Origin of the sequence: Tenacibaculum sp. FZY0031, assembly GCF_036350695.1 — a bacterium.
Taxonomy (GTDB): Bacteria; Bacteroidota; Bacteroidia; order Flavobacteriales; family Flavobacteriaceae; genus Polaribacter.
On record NZ_JAZDVY010000005.1, the window covers coordinates 1 to 17704 of the forward strand.

Sequence of the window (17704 nt, forward strand, 5' to 3'; positions counted from 1 at the left end):
ATTTATGTGTATTCTAAAAATGATGAATTAGAAACTACCGATATTGTAGAGAGTAAGCTAGATTTTTCTGGTAAAGTATTAGAAACCAAAACCACGCATAAAAAGTCAGGAAATACTGACATCGTGATTGTAGATACTTTTAATTATGACCATATGGGAAGAGTACTCGAACAAGCCCAAAAAATAAATAGTCAAGCTACAGAAACTATTGTAGCTAATGAGTATGACGAGTTAGGACAACTAAAAACCAAAAAGGTTGGTGGTACTTTACAAGAGGTAGATTATTCGTACAACATACGTGGTTGGTTAAAAAACATCAACGAAGATGGTAAAAATGACAACGATTTGTTTAACTTTAGCATTGAATATAATCATCCTACGGATCCTTTGAAAGCCTTGTATAACGGAAATATTGCCCAAACTAGTTGGAATACGTTAAATGTAGATTCAAGTTCTAAAACATACACCTATAGCTACGACGCACTGAATAGACTATTAAGTGCCACAGGAGCTCCAAATACAAATTACAATGTGTCGGGGATTACGTATGATAAAAATGGAAATATTATAGCCTTAAACCGAAACGGTTGGCAAAACAGTACTACATTTACTGATATGGATAAGCTAGTCTATACTTATGATAATGGTAATAAACTTATCAAAGTACTAGACAACGGTAATGATAATTATGGATTTAAAGACGGTGCCAACACAACCACAGAATACACCTACGATGCCAATGGAAATATGAAAACGGATGCGAATAAGGGCATTACCAACATTACCTACAATCATTTAAACTTACCTGTAAATGTAACCTTAGCAGGCGGTACTATTAGTTATACTTACGATGCTACAGGAAACAAACTGAGAAAAGTAGCCAATAGTACCACTACCGAATATGCAGGAAACTATAAGTATGAAAATGGTGTATTACAGTTTTTTAACCATGCAGAGGGTTATGTACAAAAAGATGCTAACTCATTTAGCTACGTATACCAATACAAAGACCATTTAGGAAATGTTAGGTTATCTTATACAGATAATAACAATGATGGTGTTATTACTCCAAGTACTGAGATTATAGAGGAAAGTAACTACTATCCCTTTGGTTTAAAACATAAAGGATATAATAATGTAACTTCACCACATGGAAACTCATTAGCTCAAAAATGGGGTTATAATGGTAAAGAATACCAAGATGATTTAGTTGGTGGAACTAACTTAAATTGGCATGACTTTGGAGCAAGAAATTATGATGCTGCCTTAGGTAGATGGATGAACCTAGACCCACTTGCTGAACAGATGCGTAGACATTCTCCTTATAATGTATCTTTCAATAACCCTTTAAGGTTTATAGACCCAGATGGAATGAAACCAGAAGATATTATTCTTTTGTTTTATACTAAAGGGAATAAAGAAGGAGATGCAGCATTTAAAGCTGCAGCAGAAACAAGAAAAAAAGATATAGAAAGTAGCAAAAATTTTGATAGCAGTAAAGATATAGTGTTAACAATAGCAGTATCTGATATTAGTGAAATAAAATCTAAGTCATCAGAAGCTATTGGAAAGTATAGTGATAAGTATGGTGAGACCTCTGAAGTAGGTGTCTGGTCTCATGCTGGTTGGGATGGACCTATAGGAACAAAAGATACATCAGAAAATGCACTAGGAAATTCACAAATGACTCTAGAAGGATGGGGAGATATTGATTTTAACTGGAAAAGTGATGGAGCAAGTTGTAATTTTTATGGGTGTAATACTGGAAATGAATTGGATATGCTAGGAGATGAAGGAAATTCTTTTGCTGAAAATATTTCTAGTCTAGATAATTTTGAAAATGTTGAGGTTAGTGGTCAACAATCTTCTTCATACCCTTCATTTTCTCCTTATGAGAGAAGAACATCTGTTGCTAGAAGTGGTCAAATACCTAGTTTTGGTTTTTCTTTTGGAAAAACTTATATGGTAGGTGGTAGTTATGATCAAGGTAAAAGAGCATTAGGGCTAACAGGTGGAAATTATCCAAAAGCAAAACCGTTTAATACATATAAGAATAGTAAATTTATAACGAAAGGATATTCTCCAAACCAATAAATAAAATATGAAGAGTATAAAATATTTACCTCTAATTTTAATTTTTTCTTTGTTTTCTTGTAAAAAAAACAATTTAAATATTAAGACAAGTGAGAATATAAAAAGAAGTGACTTAAAAATAAAGCTAAAGACTTTAGATGAAAACAACAAACTTAAAGATTATATCATTTTCAATGAAGGAAGCAAAAATGTAATACCAAACGGATATGGAGAAAATGATTGGACTGTATTTTATAAAGACAGTTTAGTAACATCATTTAGGCATTTTAAAACTAATAGAAATCATAAACATGATTATGATTTTGACTTCGATTTTGTGAATGATAAATTTGAGTATTTAATAAGTATTGATGGGGTTGATGCATTTAATCTAAGTAATAAATAGGATGTATTCAAGTAAAGAAGCCATGGAAAAAGGTATAGCTTCTGTAAAAAAGAATGCACCAAATGCCCCGATCCCGCTAGTATTTACTAGTGGCAAGTAAGAGTAAGCAACTAGCAATTAAATTATTAAAATAATAGATAAAGACGAAGCCACAACATTACTGTTGTGGTTTTGTTGTTTTTAGGAGTATGCTTTTTTTTATTTTAGTATCTCTAATAAAGGGAATTATTTAAAAATGAAATGATTACTGAGCTTGCCCAAGTAGAGTTATACAAGGTAGTTTAAAATTGAATATTTTAAACTAGATTTAAAAAAGTAAGAGAGAAATTTTCTATCTTACTTCATATTAGAAAAAAAAGTTACTTTGATAGTAATGGCATTTTTGGCAGTAGGTTTTCCTGTTTTCTTGAATTCTGATTGCTTTTTCAGTAGAAAATCGTTGTGAGTAGATAGAAAAATCCATAGATTTTCCTTCAAAAGTTTGAATGGGTGTATTTGGTAGTGTAGTAAATTAGGTCATAAGTCAAATTATGATAATAAACAACTATAAACCAGCAGTTAACTAAGAATATTAGCTACTGATTTTTCAAGTTTCTTGATATATTATAAAAGTTAAAACTTCCTTAGAAACAAGTTCTCCCACTTCGGGGGAGTTAGAGGGGGCTTATATATACCAATACAAAGACCACTTAGGAAATGTTAGGTTAAGTTATACAGATGCAAATAATGATGGAACCATAACAGCAAGTACAGAAATCATAGAGGAATCTAACTACTATCCTTTTGGGCTCAAACATAAAGGGTATAATGGTAATGTGTCTCCATTAGCAAACTCACTAGCTCAAAAATGGGGTTATAATGGAAAAGAATTAAATGATGATTTAATTGGAGGAAATAACTTAAATTGGCATGACTTTGGAGCTAGAAATTATGACGCTGCTCTTGGTCGTTGGATGAATTTAGACCCACTTGCTGAGCAGATGAGACGTCATAGTCCATATAATTATGCGTTCAATAATCCGATTTTCTTTATTGACCCTGATGGTATGAAACCTTGTCCTAATGGGGATTGTGGAGAAGACCCTATTAAAGATTTAAAAGAATCAATTAGACCAGTGTCAGCTATTCCAAAAGGAAATCCTGACTCTTCTGCTACAAGGGAGGAAGTTAGTAGTAATGAAAAAAAGAAAAATGAAAGCTCTATATTTGGAGTTACTCACACTGTTAAAAAACAAGTGTTTAAAGATGTAATTGAAGGTAAACTAGGTGATAAAGTTGAAGTATCTTTAACTCAAAGCAAAACAACAGGAAAGAAGAAGGTAATTAATCTTAACACGGTGCAAACTGTTAGCGAGGATGGAAGAACACTTGATTCAAGTACTAGTTTGTCTTTGGATATACAAATAGGAAAGTTTAAAGGTTCAATTTCTAGTTCAGGATTAAAAGTTGGAACTAGTTTAAGCTTTGGAGAAAATTCATTTGGTTCAGGAGTTGGTATTGATAATGATTTGAGACCAACGCTTTCAAACACAATAGGGAAAGAAGTAGGTGGAGTTCATAATAGATTTGAATCAAAATTGAAACCTGGAGGCGGGGCTGCTATGGTGGCCGCAGCAGTTGTAACTACTGTTCTTTCTGGTGGGACATCTGCTTCTCTTGTACCTTTATTAGGATTGTAATCACTTAAAATGATAAATAATTATGAATAAAATCAAATTAGCGTTAATTTTAGTTGCTGTAGGAGTGTTTTCTTATTATATAATTTCAATGTTTTCTGGAGTTAAAAGTTCTTTTTCAAAAAGGTTTGTTAGTGAACCCAAAGACTATAAAGAAATCTTAAAAAATGAAAACTCAAATTTGTTGTATAAGTATACACTATCTAAAGATTCTATATTTCCTGTTTCTATTTATACCTATGATAAATCAAAATATGCTATAATTCTTTTTAAAAGAAAGGCGGAAGGTTTAATGAGTTTAGAAGAATCTTCATTTTTTTATGATAAAGTCTCAAAAAAGTCTTCAAATAAAGTTTATACAAATTTTCTTTCTTTAGACGAGTTAAATTTTTCATATGAGGATAATGACAATATTGCTAAATTGAATTTTTTTATAGAAAATTTTAGTAATGGATACATAAAAGAAAAAACTAAAAATAGATTATATCTTTCATTTCCATTGAAAAACACTTTTGGTATGTCATTTAATAGTTCTGATAAGATTGATTTACAGTGTAACCCAAATGTTCCTAATTTTGAAGAATTAAATGAATTGATGATTGTTAAAAAAGAGGATTTTTTGTATTTTATATATATAAAACCTTTTTATAAAGACTCAAACAAAAGGTTGATATTGAAAGAAATAGTTAATTAAATTATTATAAAATATTAAATTATGTCAAAATTCGAAATCAACACAGATAAATCTAGACAATTTAGATTTAACTTAAAAGCTGGAAATGGACAAACTATTCTAGCTAGTGAAGCTTATACAACTAAAGCAGCTTGTAATAACGGAATAGAATCTGTTAAAACTAATTCACAAGATGATAACAAGTATGATAGATTAACTGCTAAAGATGGAAGTCCATACTTTAATCTAAAAGCAGCTAACGGACAAATCATTGGAACTAGTGAAATGTATTCAAGTAAAGAAGCTATGGAAAATGGTATAGCTTCTGTAAAAAAGAATGCACCAAATGCTACAGTAGAAGAGATTTCTTAGTAGCTAATTAAATAGTTGAAATGCGAAAAGATGAGTCCAAGGACCCCCCGCTCCCGCTAGTATTTACTAGTTGCAAGTAAGAGTAAGCAACTAGAAATTAAATTATTAAAATAATAGATAAAGATGAAGCCACAACAGTAATGTTGTGGTTTTGTTGTTTTTAGGAGTATGCTTTTTTTGTTTTAGTATCTCTAATAAAGGGAATTATTTAAAAATGAAATGATTACTGAGCTTGTCGAAGTAGAGTTATACAAGGTAGTTTGAAATTGAATATTTTAAACCAGATTTAGAAAAGTAAGAGAGAAATTTTCTATCTTACTTTTTATTAGCAATAGAAGTTCTTTGATAGTAATGGCATTTTTGACACTTGGTTTTCCTATTTTCTTGAATTCTGATTGTTTTTTGAGCTTGAAATCTTTGTGAGTAGATAGAAAAATCCATAGATTTTCCTTCAAAAGTTTGAATGGGTGTATTTGGTAGTGTAGTAAATTAGGTCATAAGTCAAATTATGACTATAAATAATTACAAATCAGTAATTAACAAGAATATTAGCTACTGGTTTTTCAAGTTCCTTGATATATTGTAAAAGTTAAAACTTCCTTAGAAACAAGTTCTCCCACTTCGGGGGAGTTAGAGGGGGCTTATGTATACCAATACAAAGACCATTTAGGAAATGTACGACTATCGTATATGGATAATAACAACGATGGTATTATTACCCCAAGTACAGAGATTATACAGGAAAAAAACTACTACCCATTTGGATTAAGGCAAATTGGATATAACGGAGCGACTTCTTCTATAGGAAACGATTTAGCACAAAAATGGGGCTATAATGGTAAAGAATATCAAGACGATTTAGTTGGTGGAAAGAATTTAAACTGGCACGACTTCGGTGCTAGAAATTATGATGCCACCATAGGTAGATGGTTTGTAATTGACCCTAAAGCGGATGATATAGTACAAGTTGATTTGACACCATATAATTATAGCTGGAATAATCCTAGTAATGTTAGTGATCCTGATGGAGAATGTCCATGGTGTTGGGGAGCTGTAATTGGTGCAGCTATAGAATATGGAAGTCAAGTTGCAAATAATTATGCTCAAGGAAAAACTGGAGTAGATGCTTGAAGAGATGTGGATGGGGGTAAAATACTTGTTAGTACATTAACAGGTGCTGCAACAGGAGGCTTATCGTCACTAAAAGCTGTTGATGCTTTTGTAAAAGTATACAAGGTAGTCGCTATGGGCACAACAGCTGGTTTAGGTAGTATGGCTAAACAACAAGTAGGTAAAGATGCTAAAAGTGGTAAAGTAGATGTTAAAGAGGTAGCAGTAGATATAGCCACAAAAGTAATTCCAATTCCTAAAATTAAAGTAAAAAAAGTTCCTAAATCTAAAATAAAAACAGCAAAGAGACAATTAGACAGAGCAGAAAGGGTGAATAGAAGCAACAAATAGACCTAGTAGACAAAAAGCTGTAAAAGATGCTAAGAAGAATGTGAGAAACTTACAAAAAAGAAATGAAAATGCTAAGAAAGCAGAAAAAGTAATAAATGAAACGAAAGATAATACACTTAAAGAAATGACAAATAATTCTTTAAAAAAACTTTTAGGAGAAGATAAAATAAAGCAATAATTATATTATGATTAGTAAAATTAACTGGAATAAACTATTAGCCTTGTGCGGAGGGTTAGTTTTAATTATATCTTTAATTATTTTTAAAGGAGTCTACGATAAAATGTCAATAAATGAGAATGGTGAACAAGTATTAGCCACTATAAAAGAAGCACCTTTAAATTGTAAAAAAATTAACTCTAGAACAGGATATTGTAAATTAGAGTTTGAAGGTAAAATTTACATTAAAAGGGCAGGTAAAAAGTTTTGTCATTTAGTATCTAATAGAAAAGTTGTAAAAGTTTTAACAGATGAAAACAGAACTAACCTTCTTTTTCCTGAAGAATATGAATCTAGTCAATTTACAGTAGCTTTTATTATGATGTTTATATCACTTTTAATAATATTCAAAGGATTGTTTCCTAAAAAAGTAGATTATGAAAATGATTAAATATTTGTTCTTTTTTTAGCTTTAAATAGTTACTCCCAAAATAAAATAGAAGAGTCTTTGTTGTCTATTGATTTCGAAATCCCTAAAAACAGCAAAATATCAATAAACAAGATAGAATCCAGTAATATAGTTACATTGTCTGTTTTTAATAAGGATAATCAATTTAAATACGTATTAACTGTTGTTGAGAAAGAGAATATAGATCTATTAGGGCTAGATAGCTTTAAGAGCAGTAGCTACAAGAATTCTTATTTAGAAAAATGCAAATGCTTTATAGAGGAAGAAGAAGTTATAAATTTAAACCATCGATATTTTTATAGGTATTACTCTAAAAACAGAACAAACAATTTAGATAGTTATGTATATAATTTTGTCAATAAAGGGAGAATATACGCGTTTATTTTTATTACAAATCCTAATAATTTTAAACTATTTAAGAGTGAATTTAATAGTATATTAAACACTATTAAATAAATTTTTATCCCGCTCCCGCTAGTATTTACTAGTGGCAAGTAAGAGTAAGCAACTAGAAATTAAATTATTAAAATAATAAATAAAGATAAAGTCACAACAGTAATGTTGTGGTTTTGTTGTTTTTAAGAGTATGCTTTTTTTTATTTTAGTATCTCTAATAAAGGGAATTATTTAAAAATGAAATGATTACTGAGCTTGTCGAAGTAGAGTTATGCAAGGTAGTTTGAAATTGAATATTTTAAAATAGATTTAAAAAAGTAAGAGGGAAAATTTCTCTCTTACTTTTTATTAGCAATAGAAGTTCTTTGATAGTAATGGCATTTTTGGCAGTAGGTTTTCCTTAGTGAGTTTGTAGCTACTGAACAAAAAGCTTTTTAAAAAAGATGATACACAAAACTAATACTAATATTAAAACGCTTGTCAAATGCCCTCGTTCTTGAAAGGAGGTATTTTTACTTTCTATTAAAAACAGAGCCTTGCTTATTATTGGATCCGTCTCCTTTAAAAACGCTTCATATTGTAAGCTAACAATATAATCGGGAATAACTCCCCTGCCCCATGGAATATCTTTATCTACATCTTCATCAAAGACAACTTTTACAAGAGGAATACGCAATTCAAGATCTGTATGTTTTAGGTGTACCCTATTAAATTTTAAAGCATTCATTTGGTAATAGGTTGATCCTGTTTCTCTACCTATTATCACTCCTCTTTTTTGTTTAAAAAAAAGAGCTGGAAATATAGTCGATGCTGATTGAGAAAACTCATTTATCAAAAGATAAACGTCTCCTTTAAAATTTATTTCTGTATTTGGTTTAATCGTTGGAAAATTATCTTGAGCTAAGATATACTCATTTTTATTTCCACTATATCTATAATTCTCAAATAACACATGGTTCTGAGGTATATTTAAACTATGTTTAAAACTTTGATATGTGGTATTTGAATTTACTTTTTGATATTGTGTTACTGAAAAAGGAGCGGTTGCTATAAAAGAGTATAATCTTTCTATATTGTTAACTTCACCTCCCAAATTATCTCTAACATCTATTATTAACTTACTCGATTCTAACTCATTTACACTTTTAATAAACCTCCCTATACTATCGATGTCTTTTTCTGTAAGCTCAAATGTATTGATATCAAGTAAATAAGTAGAATTCTTAAAGTTAGATACATAAAAATTAGAGTTTGCTGAATAATGCTGGTAATTTGGTTCATAACTTTTAAGAGTGGTTTGAACATACGTAAAGTTTTGTCGAGAACCATCACTAAATTCAAGACTTAACCCATCTGTACCATCTTCTGAAGATATAAAGTGATAATATTTCCAAAAATCAAAAAGCAATATTCTTTTTTCTACTGTATTGATATACCCATCTCCTCCATAAACAAGTTTTCTTATCTTAAAAATTAAATTTTTAACATCTTTTTGGTCAATACGAACAATTCTCTTGTTTAAATACTGCTTATAATCCGGATGAGTTGCATAAACTATCACACTATCATTTGTAACTCCAAATAATACAGGTGGGTACGTAATTTTTCTGGAGGGATTCTTTTTTGAAATTATGTTTGTATGGCTATCTCTAATCTCTTTTAATACTCCCATTAAAGATGCTTTAAACTGATGAGAAGTCATTGAGTTTTTCAATCTTTTTTCTACCGAATCAAAAACACTGTCTAACTCTTTTTTAGATATATAATCATATAGTCCTGGATGACTTTCTTCCAAAGAGTTTTTAAAAACGATAAAATCCTTTAGCAACTCACTTTTAGAAAATTTATAAGAACTAGGTCTTTTTATTTTTTTTGAAGATGGTAAAAAAGTAGTTGTAAGCCCAAATATTCCCATCGGATCCACAGGTTTCCCTTTATAATCTACTGAAAACATTATAGAAGGTGCTTCTACAGAATGGTAGGAATAACCTACATACCCTATGGTTTCTCCTTTTCTTATTTTATCACCCGTTTTAAAAAACTTAAAAGGTCTTATCCCTAAAAATCTATACACCCTCCCTTTTTCATCCTTAATACTTAATAGTACCGATATTCTACTAGGCGTTAACTTTTGATTATTTGCAATAATCTCTCTAATTTTTCTATCTTTTTCTAAAGGTTTCAGCGAATCATTTATCTCTGGAATATCATATGTTGAAGAGTATGATAGGGTGTTGTAATATGAATAATCCAATGTTTCTACCTTTCCAGATATTGGAGAAATTACTTCAGAATTTTCTTTTGCAGTAACAAAAAGATTGCTATAATTTAATTCCTTTTTTATATAATCTTGAGGTGTAAAAATTATTCCTGAACCAATATCTTTCCCTTTAATTATCCATACATCGGATACATCTTGAGACATTGAAAACAAAGAAAAAGAGCATGCGATTAAAAGAAATATTACTTCTTTTTTCATCAATAATTTGATTTGATTTATAAAAACTGCTATTAACTCTTCCTACGAAGTATTAAAAAAACTTTAGAGTTAATCTGAATTAATAAGACTAGATAAGGATTTTAAGAGTAAAACCTCATCTCCTTTTTTATATCCAAATTTATGTAAAACAATTTTTTTGTTGCTATCCATTATCAAAACTTGAGGAACACCATACCAATAATTTAAAAGGTTATTTCTTAATCGAAAATACTTATCAAAATACATGTTAAAATCCCAGTTATTTTTTTGAGCTATCAACCTAGCGGTATTATAATTATTTGGCGTATCATCTGAAACAACAATCATTGTAATCTTCCCTTTAATTTCATCGTATATTTTATTTTTTTGTATGGCATTAAACTCATTTATACAAGGTCTGCAACTAGATAACCAGAATAAAAAAGCGATGGGTTTATCATAAGATTCTAGCTCGCTACCAGTAACGATATCACGGGACTTTATAAAAGGTTGAAGACTAATTTTAGAATTAAACGTATGAACCTCTCCTACTCTAGAATTCTGAGCATTAAGATTTGTATAATTAATACTAATTAATACGAGAATAGCAAAGCCTATCTTACTGTACATAAATTACTTTTATTAAAAAAATATTCATAATTAGATTTTGGCGGACAAATGGTATTGTAAACACAATTTGAACAAACATCGTCATTTAATTTAATATCAAACCAACTCTTTTGTTTATCTAATTCTGTATGTAATATATCCGCTACAGAATTTAATGCTATATGTCCAACTGCTTCTAAATTAACATTTGTAAATATATTTCCTGAATTATCTACATATAATTTTCCAAAAAAGTTTGGATTAACTTTTTTTAGAGTGTTAACCTTTCTTAAGGTTAGTTCTTGTGCTAAAATATCTTCTTTTTCCAGAAAGATATGTTTTTCAAAAAAATCGATATTTTTTTTATTGTAAAAAGGTAAAATAGAATAAGCACTTATTTTAAACTCATTTATTGTGGCCTCAGATGAAAAGTAATCTTCTTCATTTTCTATAATAAAATGGAACCTATGCTTAATTCTTTTTTCAGTAAGTACATTAATAGCATTCTTTATTTTTAATAAATCTATATGCTTCACATGTACAAATAGCACAACATTATACCAGAACTTATTATTAATAATAGTAAGTAATCGCTTTAAACTATCTATTTGATCATTAAAAACATCGATGTGAAAAAATAAGTTTTTAGTGAGCTTAAATGGTTCTAAATACATTAAAAACTTGTCTATATTTTCATATGCTGAAATGTCTGAACCAGTAAGATTTATACTTGTCAATTCATTCAAGTTTATCTTTTCTAAAAAACGGAGTAACTTATCATAGTCCAATTGTTCATTACTAGGCTCATTCTTACCACAATATAAAAATTGATTGTAAGCATTTTCTAAAAAAGCATCATTTTTCTGATTATTTAAAAGGATGTTTAATTCTTTTAAATAGGAAACTATTTTTTCACCAATTGACAATGAATTTGAATCTCCAGTTCTTAATTTAGATTCATCTCTTTGAATATTTATAATATTTGTCATTTGAAAAGGCAAATCGCTTAATTTATTTATAGGAATCAGATCTCCCATAAAATGATCCTTTATCAATTTTACAAAATTGTTTATTTCTGATGAATTTTCCTCTAATGAATATCTAATCACATTATTGTTTGCACTTACTTTATTTAAAAAACTAATAAGCGCTGGCTGTTCTTTAAACTCTATTTTATTCTTACTTAAAGTATCGTACAAAAAACAATCGTTATTTACTATGGAAATTGATACCGTTGGTTCAATAATTAGGCAAGATTCTTGACTCATATCGTTATAACTTTAGTCATTATTTCTTCGTATATATTTCTATTTCTTTCCAAATAAGAAATTTTTTCAGCAAGTTCATCTGTAAATTTTTTATCATTTTTATATGAACTACACGGAGGAGCATAAGCAGAATCAAGATCCAAACTATGATTATATATCATACATTGAGAACACGAATCATTTAAATTACACGAGTTGCATCTTGACTCCACAATATTATAACTAGTATTGTATCTTTCTGTAATATCTTTTAGGTCAATAGTTACTCCAAAACGATTTACCTGCCCGAGTCCATTTTGATGTCCTACCGTTTCACAAGGCAGTAATTTTCCATTTACAGTCACAAACATTTTTACTGAAAACGGAGTACAAGTTCCTGTAGGTTTTCGGGAAACATAACTTTTAGTACTTGTTAAATCATTGTAATCTTGATATACACTCCCACTTCTTGTAGATAAAAACCCAGCCATTTCTTTAATTATTGGCAAGTTTAAAAACATGTCATTTTCTAATACTTTTTTATCTTTTGCCTTGGTATAACTATGATGAGAATTTGCGTACATCTCTAAGAATTTTTCTTGATATTCAGGAGCAATCCCTGAAGTATTAAGATCTCCTATTGAGGGTGCTTTTCCATACCTCTCTTTAAAAAACTCATTTACTTCTTCAACAGAATTTTTATTGTGAATAACTGCATTAAAGTTTACGTTAGTTTTAAAATAATCGGGATATTTCTCTCGCAATAAATCAATGTTTTTAACAACAATATCATAAGAACTTTTACCATTTCTTAGGTATCTGTATTGGTTGTTTTCTTTATCTCCATCTAAACTAATTAATAAATTAAAGTTGTTCTCTACTATAAAATCCATATGCTTTGCTAGCATAACTGCATTCGTTGTCATTGTAAAAACAAACCTATTTTTTTTAACATCTAATGACTTGATATAATTGACAATCTTTTTAATAACTAGGATACCAGATAAGGGCTCTCCCCCATAAAAACTTATATATATTAGTTTATCTAACGATGTATTTAAAGAAGAATTCCATTTAGGAACTAAAAAATCTATAAGGTTTTTAGCCAGCTGAAAATCTAGTTTTTTATTATTTCTTTCATCATAATCCCTATAAAGAGAGCTATAAAAGCAGTATTCGCAATCAATATTACAAAAATCGGTAACTTCAAAAGTAACTTGACGCATATTTGCAAGAGACTTCTCTATATCTAACTCAGTTAATCTCTTTGATAAAAACTTTTCATCTTTCTTTTCTTTGTTAAAATATCCATTTTTAACAAAAACGTGATATTTTTTTAGATAATAAGTTAATTCATCATATAATACCTCTCCATACCCTTTTAAATAAATTACATTATTTTCATTTTTAGGTGGTATAAAATCGGGATTATCAATTAACCATGCTAGTATAGGATGGCATATGTGCATGCGGTTTTCTTTATCATAAAAATAATGATTCCCATTGTTTGATGTAAAAGTGCAATAGTTTAACATTTTAATTTTTTTTTAGTTGTAAAATACAAGTGATGCTGGCATCACTTGTATTTATAATTGCCCTCTAACAAGGCCCTTGTTCGCCACGACCAATTGAGTGCAAATTGTCAGCTGCGTTTGCGCTGCTGTTTGCCGCTACACTAGACCCACCACAATTGGCATAAAAACAACCACAAGTACATCCTCCTCCATAAACACTTTTTAGTTGGTCATTACTAAGTGTATTATGATTTAGCTTTGATAATTTTAAATTCTTCATGATTATAGAATTTATGAGATACCTACTCGTTAAAGGCTTTTCGGTTTTCGCCTAGGGTTGAATTATATGTTTTTTAAAAAAACTTCTTCAAACCACCCTCTAAACGTAAAACAATATTTTACAGATGGTTAGAAAAAAAATACTAGGCTTTAGCATTTTTTTTCTAAATTTAGAGGATAAAAAAAATTGACTATATTTTGGAAATTGGATATACCTTAAAAAAAATTCGAGAAGAGAAAAATATTTCTCAACAAAAAGTTGCCGACTACCTTGACATTCCTCAAAGAACATATTCTAATATGGAAAGCGGAAAAAGTAAAATATCATGCCAACATTTATACAAACTAAGTTCCTATTTTGGTTTTGACTTGGTTGAAAAACTACAAACTCAATGCTTCATTTTACGTCAAGGAAAGTTACCTATACAAAAAAAAGATATCAAAACTAAAGACTATTATGAAAAGCTTATTGCTAATTATGAAAAATCCATTAAACAAAGAGATGAGATGATTTCCTCGTTAATAGACAGGCTAAAATATTTAGAAAAAAAACACTGTTAGTAATTGCTAGTAGCTAAAAATTTCTACGAATAAAATTTCTTCAATTTTACTCTCCTCTATTCGCATATCATTTTTCTACCGTTTAAATTCACCCGAGCTAAAAAATTACCATCTTTGCATTTTTATACAATTTTGGATTTAAACTATAACATAATTTCCCTTATAGATATTCTTGGCGTAATACAAGGAGTTATTCTTGGGTCGTTATTATTATTTGTACACCAAAGTAAAAGGAAGTCTACTCTATTCTTGGGGTTGTTTATTTTAGCTTATTCATTAGAGTTTATACCTTCTATACTAACAGACATTAAACTGGTAGAATACTACCCGCAACTTACCTATTTACCATTTGACTTTATTTGGTTGATGTTTCCGTTATTTTACAAATATGTTAGGCATATCTCTGTATTTCCTGAAAAATCTAATTATATTTATTTATACCCCGGAATACTATCCTTTATTTTTCAGTTAATAATTTTCTTTTTCCCTCTTGAAATCCAAACTACTATTTACGAATCAATTCCTTATTTACTGTTCTCGTTACTGGGTATATTATATTCTATCTGGATAGCAATAAAAACTGTTCAATGGATTAATTTACATATAGGAGAAGTACATAATCAATTTTCAAAAACGGAAAAGAGGGAGTTACAATGGGCAAAGTTATTTGTTATTATTGGGCTGCTATTTATAATCTCTAGTATTTTTGCTGCTTTTTTTAAAGAATCATTTTGGGTTGCTCTCCTTTTTTCATTAGTGAATGTTGCTTTACTCTATTGGGTTTCACTTCGAGGTATTTTACAAAAAAACATTTCTCCGTTGTTTCAGAATGTAGTATCCAGTAGTACAACTATAACTGCTACTAGCCAACTATCAAATAATAAGAAAACTTCTAATTTTACACCAGAAAAAGGAGAAGTTCAGGAAAAAGAAAGCCTAGAAAAACAAGAATTGTTAGTTAAAAAAGTTACAGATTATATAATACTGAATAAACTTTATATAAAAGAAGACCTCACAATTGTTGAAGTAGCTAAAGCTGTTAAAAAACATCCAAAAACAGTTTCTAGTGCCATTAATAAAGTACGTAACGTAAATTTCAACACTTATATTAACACCTTCAGGATTGAAAAAGCTAAAGAATTATTACTTTCTCCGATAGCTCAAAACTTAAGTATTGAAGGAATTTCTAACGAAGTAGGTTTTAATAGCAAGAGTGCCTTCTATGCAGCTTTCAAGAAAATTGTAGGTACAACACCTACACTATATCAAAAACAAAACAGCTAACATATTTTTTATCTTATATAAAGAACTTAAATAGCTCTATTTTGGTTTTGACTTTTCTATCTTAAGAGATCTCAAATTCAAAACACCTTGTCCTGATTCCTGAATTATGTACATAAACACTCCATTTTATAGTTTTTTTGTACTGAAATCCGAAATCCAAACCTCTGCTCTCCCCCATTTTTAGGCTGATTACTTTTTTTCAGAAATCTTTGTATGGCAAAAACAAATAGCTATACAGCATGAACAAGTTTACAAACAAAACGAACAAAATTCTACTGGTTTTCTTGTTCCTATTGTGGAGCAGTTATATAGTTTGGGAGATTCAAATACAAAAATGGATTACAAATACTAATTACACTAATACAGTAATCAGAGTAGATTTGATTTTTATACTCCCCTTCTTACTTATTGTAACACTATATGTAGGCTACCTAATCTTTAAAAAATTTAAAAAATGAGAATAATTATGAGTAAAATCGTAGTCGTTATGATTATCCTGGCTATTTCATTAGCTAGTAATGTGCAGGCACAATCGCTTAAACAATTATTAAAAACAAAAAAAGCGAATAGTCTCAAAAAATGTGAAAGAAAAAAAGGCTACTGGTACAAAGAAAAATGCTGGGCAAATTTTACTGAATTTGATACTAATATTACCAAAGCAAATATAGATAGTGTGGTTACTGAGCAGATGAATGCTGCCAAAAATTACGGACTTACCATAGGTAACGACATCAAAGCAGTAACGTTTTTTATGCCAGAACGCAATAAAAAACAGATGTTTGCCATTACCGTTTTTAAAGAAAACAATCAACAATATACCTTATTACAGATGGGTGATTTTGAAGAAAAAAAAGAAAACCTTTTGCAAGCTATCCTTATAGAAGGACATATTATGGATTTTGGTGAAAACCAAGAAGAAATGCAAAAAGCTGTACGTGCCTCCGGAACTTCCCAAGCAAAAATGTATGTAACAGATAACAACAAAAAGTTCACCAGTCAAGGAAGACTAAAATATATAAATACTGAAAAAACAGTACCCTTTAAATTAATAGCTGGCGAAGAGTTAGTAGGAATGGGAGATACCACTTTAAAAGTAAAAGGAGAGGAAGTTTTTCTAAACGGAACCTTGGGTACCAAAGCCTATAAACAATTTAAAGACCTGATAAAAGAACATCCAGAAGTTAATACCGTTGTCTTACAAAATGTACCAGGCTCAGTTAACGATGAAGTAAATATGCATACAGGAAGGTTAATTCGTGAAGCAGGATTGAACACCAAGGTATTGGCAGACAGTGAAATTTCATCAGGCGGAGTAGACTTGTTTTGCGCAGGTAAAGAACGCATTGTAACTAGAGGGGCTAAGCTAGGTATCCACTCTTGGGGAGGCAATGGAATAAGCGCAAATGATTTACCTAAAGATCACCCAGCTCACCAATATCAATTAACTTATTTCACAATGTGTTTAGGTATTGATAAAGGTCCTGACTTTTACTTCTTAACATTAGAATCAGCCCCTGCGGACGACATGTACTGGATGAAAGACCAAGAAATAAAAAACTGGACTGTTGCCACCAAATTTATAGAACAATAAAAACCTAAATAACAATTAAAACCAATAAACAATGAAAGTGATAAAAAACATTTTAACAGTAATCATCGTATTAACATCTATATCATTATCAGCACAAGAACTTAAACATGTAGATAAAAGTATCATAAACGTTAATGACTTACCAGAATATGTAGTTATAACCTCTGAAAACACTAAACTATTAGGGGGTATAAATATTACCATAGACTCTAAAAAATCTGATTATCAAAATATCTTAGAAGAATTAGAAACATTACTTCAAAATAGAAAAAAATTAAGAATAAGAAACCAAACCGATTTATTAAACGCACTATCTAAACTAGGCTTTGCGTATGTGGATGCTTATAATGCAACTGCTGGAACTTTGGGTGTAGGTGGTGGCAATGATATAGATATCTTTGGGAGTGAAGCTAAGTACCGCATCAATATGGTGTTTAGAAAAAAAACTGATTTCAGAAATTAAAACTGCACACTAAAA

General features: G+C 29.8%; 19 protein-coding genes. 14 read left to right on the top strand and 5 right to left on the bottom strand.

Annotation, left to right across the window (positions count from 1 at the left end):
- From V1T75_RS07925 to V1T75_RS07965, 10 genes are all read left to right on the top strand, one after another.
- Positions 1-2094, top strand: a 2094-nt coding sequence (locus V1T75_RS07925; protein WP_330488013.1) for an RHS repeat domain-containing protein, incomplete at its 5' end; no start/stop codon positions are given.
- A 7-nt stretch (positions 2095-2101) separates the two neighbouring features.
- On the top strand, positions 2102-2479 hold the full coding sequence (locus V1T75_RS07930) for a hypothetical protein (RefSeq protein WP_330488014.1): 378 nt from the start codon (positions 2102-2104) through the stop codon (positions 2477-2479).
- A 1-nt stretch (position 2480) separates the two neighbouring features.
- Positions 2481-2579 (top strand): YegP family protein, encoded by a 99-nt coding sequence (locus V1T75_RS16400; protein WP_443082045.1) that lies wholly within the window; start codon positions 2481-2483, stop codon positions 2577-2579.
- 658 nt (positions 2580-3237) lie between these two features.
- Positions 3238-4158: an RHS repeat domain-containing protein gene (locus V1T75_RS07935; protein WP_330488318.1), complete on the top strand. Its 921-nt coding sequence runs from the start codon at positions 3238-3240 to the stop codon at positions 4156-4158.
- Positions 4159-4180: 22 nt separating this feature from the next.
- Positions 4181-4849: a hypothetical protein gene (locus V1T75_RS07940; RefSeq protein ID WP_330488015.1), complete on the top strand. Its 669-nt coding sequence runs from the start codon at positions 4181-4183 to the stop codon at positions 4847-4849.
- A gap of 21 nt (positions 4850-4870) precedes the next feature.
- Entirely contained in the window at positions 4871-5200 is a 330-nt protein-coding gene (locus tag V1T75_RS07945) for a YegP family protein (RefSeq protein WP_330488016.1), read from the top strand.
- Between the two features lie 690 nt (positions 5201-5890).
- Entirely contained in the window at positions 5891-6331 is a 441-nt protein-coding gene (locus V1T75_RS07950; protein ID WP_330488017.1) for an RHS repeat domain-containing protein, read from the top strand.
- A 6-nt stretch (positions 6332-6337) separates the two neighbouring features.
- Complete coding sequence (locus V1T75_RS07955) at positions 6338-6661, top strand: hypothetical protein (RefSeq protein ID WP_330488018.1); 324 nt, start codon at positions 6338-6340, stop codon at positions 6659-6661.
- 40 nt (positions 6662-6701) lie between these two features.
- Positions 6702-6839, top strand: coding sequence for a hypothetical protein (locus V1T75_RS07960; protein WP_330488019.1), 138 nt, complete (start codon positions 6702-6704; stop codon positions 6837-6839).
- Between the two features lie 7 nt (positions 6840-6846).
- Entirely contained in the window at positions 6847-7269 is a 423-nt protein-coding gene (locus V1T75_RS07965) for a hypothetical protein (protein ID WP_330488020.1), read from the top strand.
- An 829-nt stretch (positions 7270-8098) separates the two neighbouring features.
- On the opposite strand, the gene V1T75_RS07970 is transcribed toward V1T75_RS07965, so the two are convergent.
- The 5 genes from V1T75_RS07970 to V1T75_RS07990 form a co-directional block, all read right to left on the bottom strand.
- On the bottom strand, positions 8099-10162 hold the full coding sequence (locus V1T75_RS07970) for a S41 family peptidase (protein ID WP_330488021.1): 2064 nt from the start codon (positions 10160-10162) through the stop codon (positions 8099-8101).
- A 69-nt stretch (positions 10163-10231) separates the two neighbouring features.
- Positions 10232-10771 (bottom strand): TlpA family protein disulfide reductase, encoded by a 540-nt coding sequence (locus V1T75_RS07975; RefSeq protein WP_330488022.1) that lies wholly within the window; start codon positions 10769-10771, stop codon positions 10232-10234.
- Entirely contained in the window at positions 10756-12018 is a 1263-nt protein-coding gene (locus V1T75_RS07980) for a TIGR04150 pseudo-rSAM protein (RefSeq protein WP_330488024.1), read from the bottom strand. Before V1T75_RS07980 ends, V1T75_RS07975 begins: the two co-directional genes overlap by 16 nt.
- Positions 12015-13532, bottom strand: a complete 1518-nt coding sequence (locus V1T75_RS07985) for a radical SAM peptide maturase (RefSeq protein WP_330488025.1) — start codon at positions 13530-13532, stop codon at positions 12015-12017. The genes V1T75_RS07980 and V1T75_RS07985 overlap by 4 nt, the downstream gene beginning before the upstream one ends.
- 64 nt (positions 13533-13596) lie before the next feature.
- On the bottom strand, positions 13597-13791 hold the full coding sequence (locus tag V1T75_RS07990) for a TIGR04149 family rSAM-modified RiPP (RefSeq protein WP_330488026.1): 195 nt from the start codon (positions 13789-13791) through the stop codon (positions 13597-13599).
- Positions 13792-13988: 197 nt separating this feature from the next.
- Between V1T75_RS07990 and V1T75_RS07995 the strand changes: the two genes are divergently transcribed.
- The 4 genes from V1T75_RS07995 (at position 13989) to V1T75_RS08010 (ending at position 17689) form a co-directional block, all read left to right on the top strand.
- Positions 13989-14351: a helix-turn-helix domain-containing protein gene (locus tag V1T75_RS07995; protein WP_330488027.1), complete on the top strand. Its 363-nt coding sequence runs from the start codon at positions 13989-13991 to the stop codon at positions 14349-14351.
- A 114-nt stretch (positions 14352-14465) separates the two neighbouring features.
- Positions 14466-15635, top strand: coding sequence for a helix-turn-helix domain-containing protein (locus V1T75_RS08000; protein WP_330488028.1), 1170 nt, complete (start codon positions 14466-14468; stop codon positions 15633-15635).
- 466 nt (positions 15636-16101) lie between these two features.
- On the top strand, positions 16102-17226 hold the full coding sequence (locus V1T75_RS08005; protein ID WP_330488029.1) for a hypothetical protein: 1125 nt from the start codon (positions 16102-16104) through the stop codon (positions 17224-17226).
- A 31-nt stretch (positions 17227-17257) separates the two neighbouring features.
- Positions 17258-17689 carry a hypothetical protein gene (locus V1T75_RS08010; protein WP_330488030.1) on the top strand — a complete coding sequence of 144 codons (432 nt, stop codon included), beginning with the start codon at positions 17258-17260 and terminating at the stop codon, positions 17687-17689.
- Positions 17690-17704: the final 15 nt, after the last annotated feature.

Bases quoted from the DNA above. Each gene is read 5' to 3' on its own strand.
- V1T75_RS07930 (WP_330488014.1), top strand. From the start codon at position 2,102: ATGAAGAGTATAAAATATTTACCTCTAATTTTAATTTTTTCTTTGTTT.
- V1T75_RS16400 (WP_443082045.1), top strand. From the start codon at position 2,481: ATGTATTCAAGTAAAGAAGCCATGGAAAAAGGTATAGCTTCTGTAAAA.
- V1T75_RS07940 (WP_330488015.1), top strand. From the start codon at position 4,181: ATGAATAAAATCAAATTAGCGTTAATTTTAGTTGCTGTAGGAGTGTTT.
- V1T75_RS07945 (WP_330488016.1), top strand. From the start codon at position 4,871: ATGTCAAAATTCGAAATCAACACAGATAAATCTAGACAATTTAGATTT.
- V1T75_RS07950 (WP_330488017.1), top strand. From the start codon at position 5,891: ATGGATAATAACAACGATGGTATTATTACCCCAAGTACAGAGATTATA.
- V1T75_RS07965 (WP_330488020.1), top strand. From the start codon at position 6,847: ATGATTAGTAAAATTAACTGGAATAAACTATTAGCCTTGTGCGGAGGG.
- V1T75_RS07970 (WP_330488021.1), bottom strand. From the start codon at position 10,162: ATGAAAAAAGAAGTAATATTTCTTTTAATCGCATGCTCTTTTTCTTTG.
- V1T75_RS07975 (WP_330488022.1), bottom strand. From the start codon at position 10,771: ATGTACAGTAAGATAGGCTTTGCTATTCTCGTATTAATTAGTATTAAT.
- V1T75_RS07980 (WP_330488024.1), bottom strand. From the start codon at position 12,018: ATGAGTCAAGAATCTTGCCTAATTATTGAACCAACGGTATCAATTTCC.
- V1T75_RS07985 (WP_330488025.1), bottom strand. From the start codon at position 13,532: ATGTTAAACTATTGCACTTTTACATCAAACAATGGGAATCATTATTTT.
- V1T75_RS07990 (WP_330488026.1), bottom strand. From the start codon at position 13,791: ATGAAGAATTTAAAATTATCAAAGCTAAATCATAATACACTTAGTAAT.
- V1T75_RS08005 (WP_330488029.1), top strand. From the start codon at position 16,102: ATGAGTAAAATCGTAGTCGTTATGATTATCCTGGCTATTTCATTAGCT.
- V1T75_RS08010 (WP_330488030.1), top strand. From the start codon at position 17,258: ATGAAAGTGATAAAAAACATTTTAACAGTAATCATCGTATTAACATCT.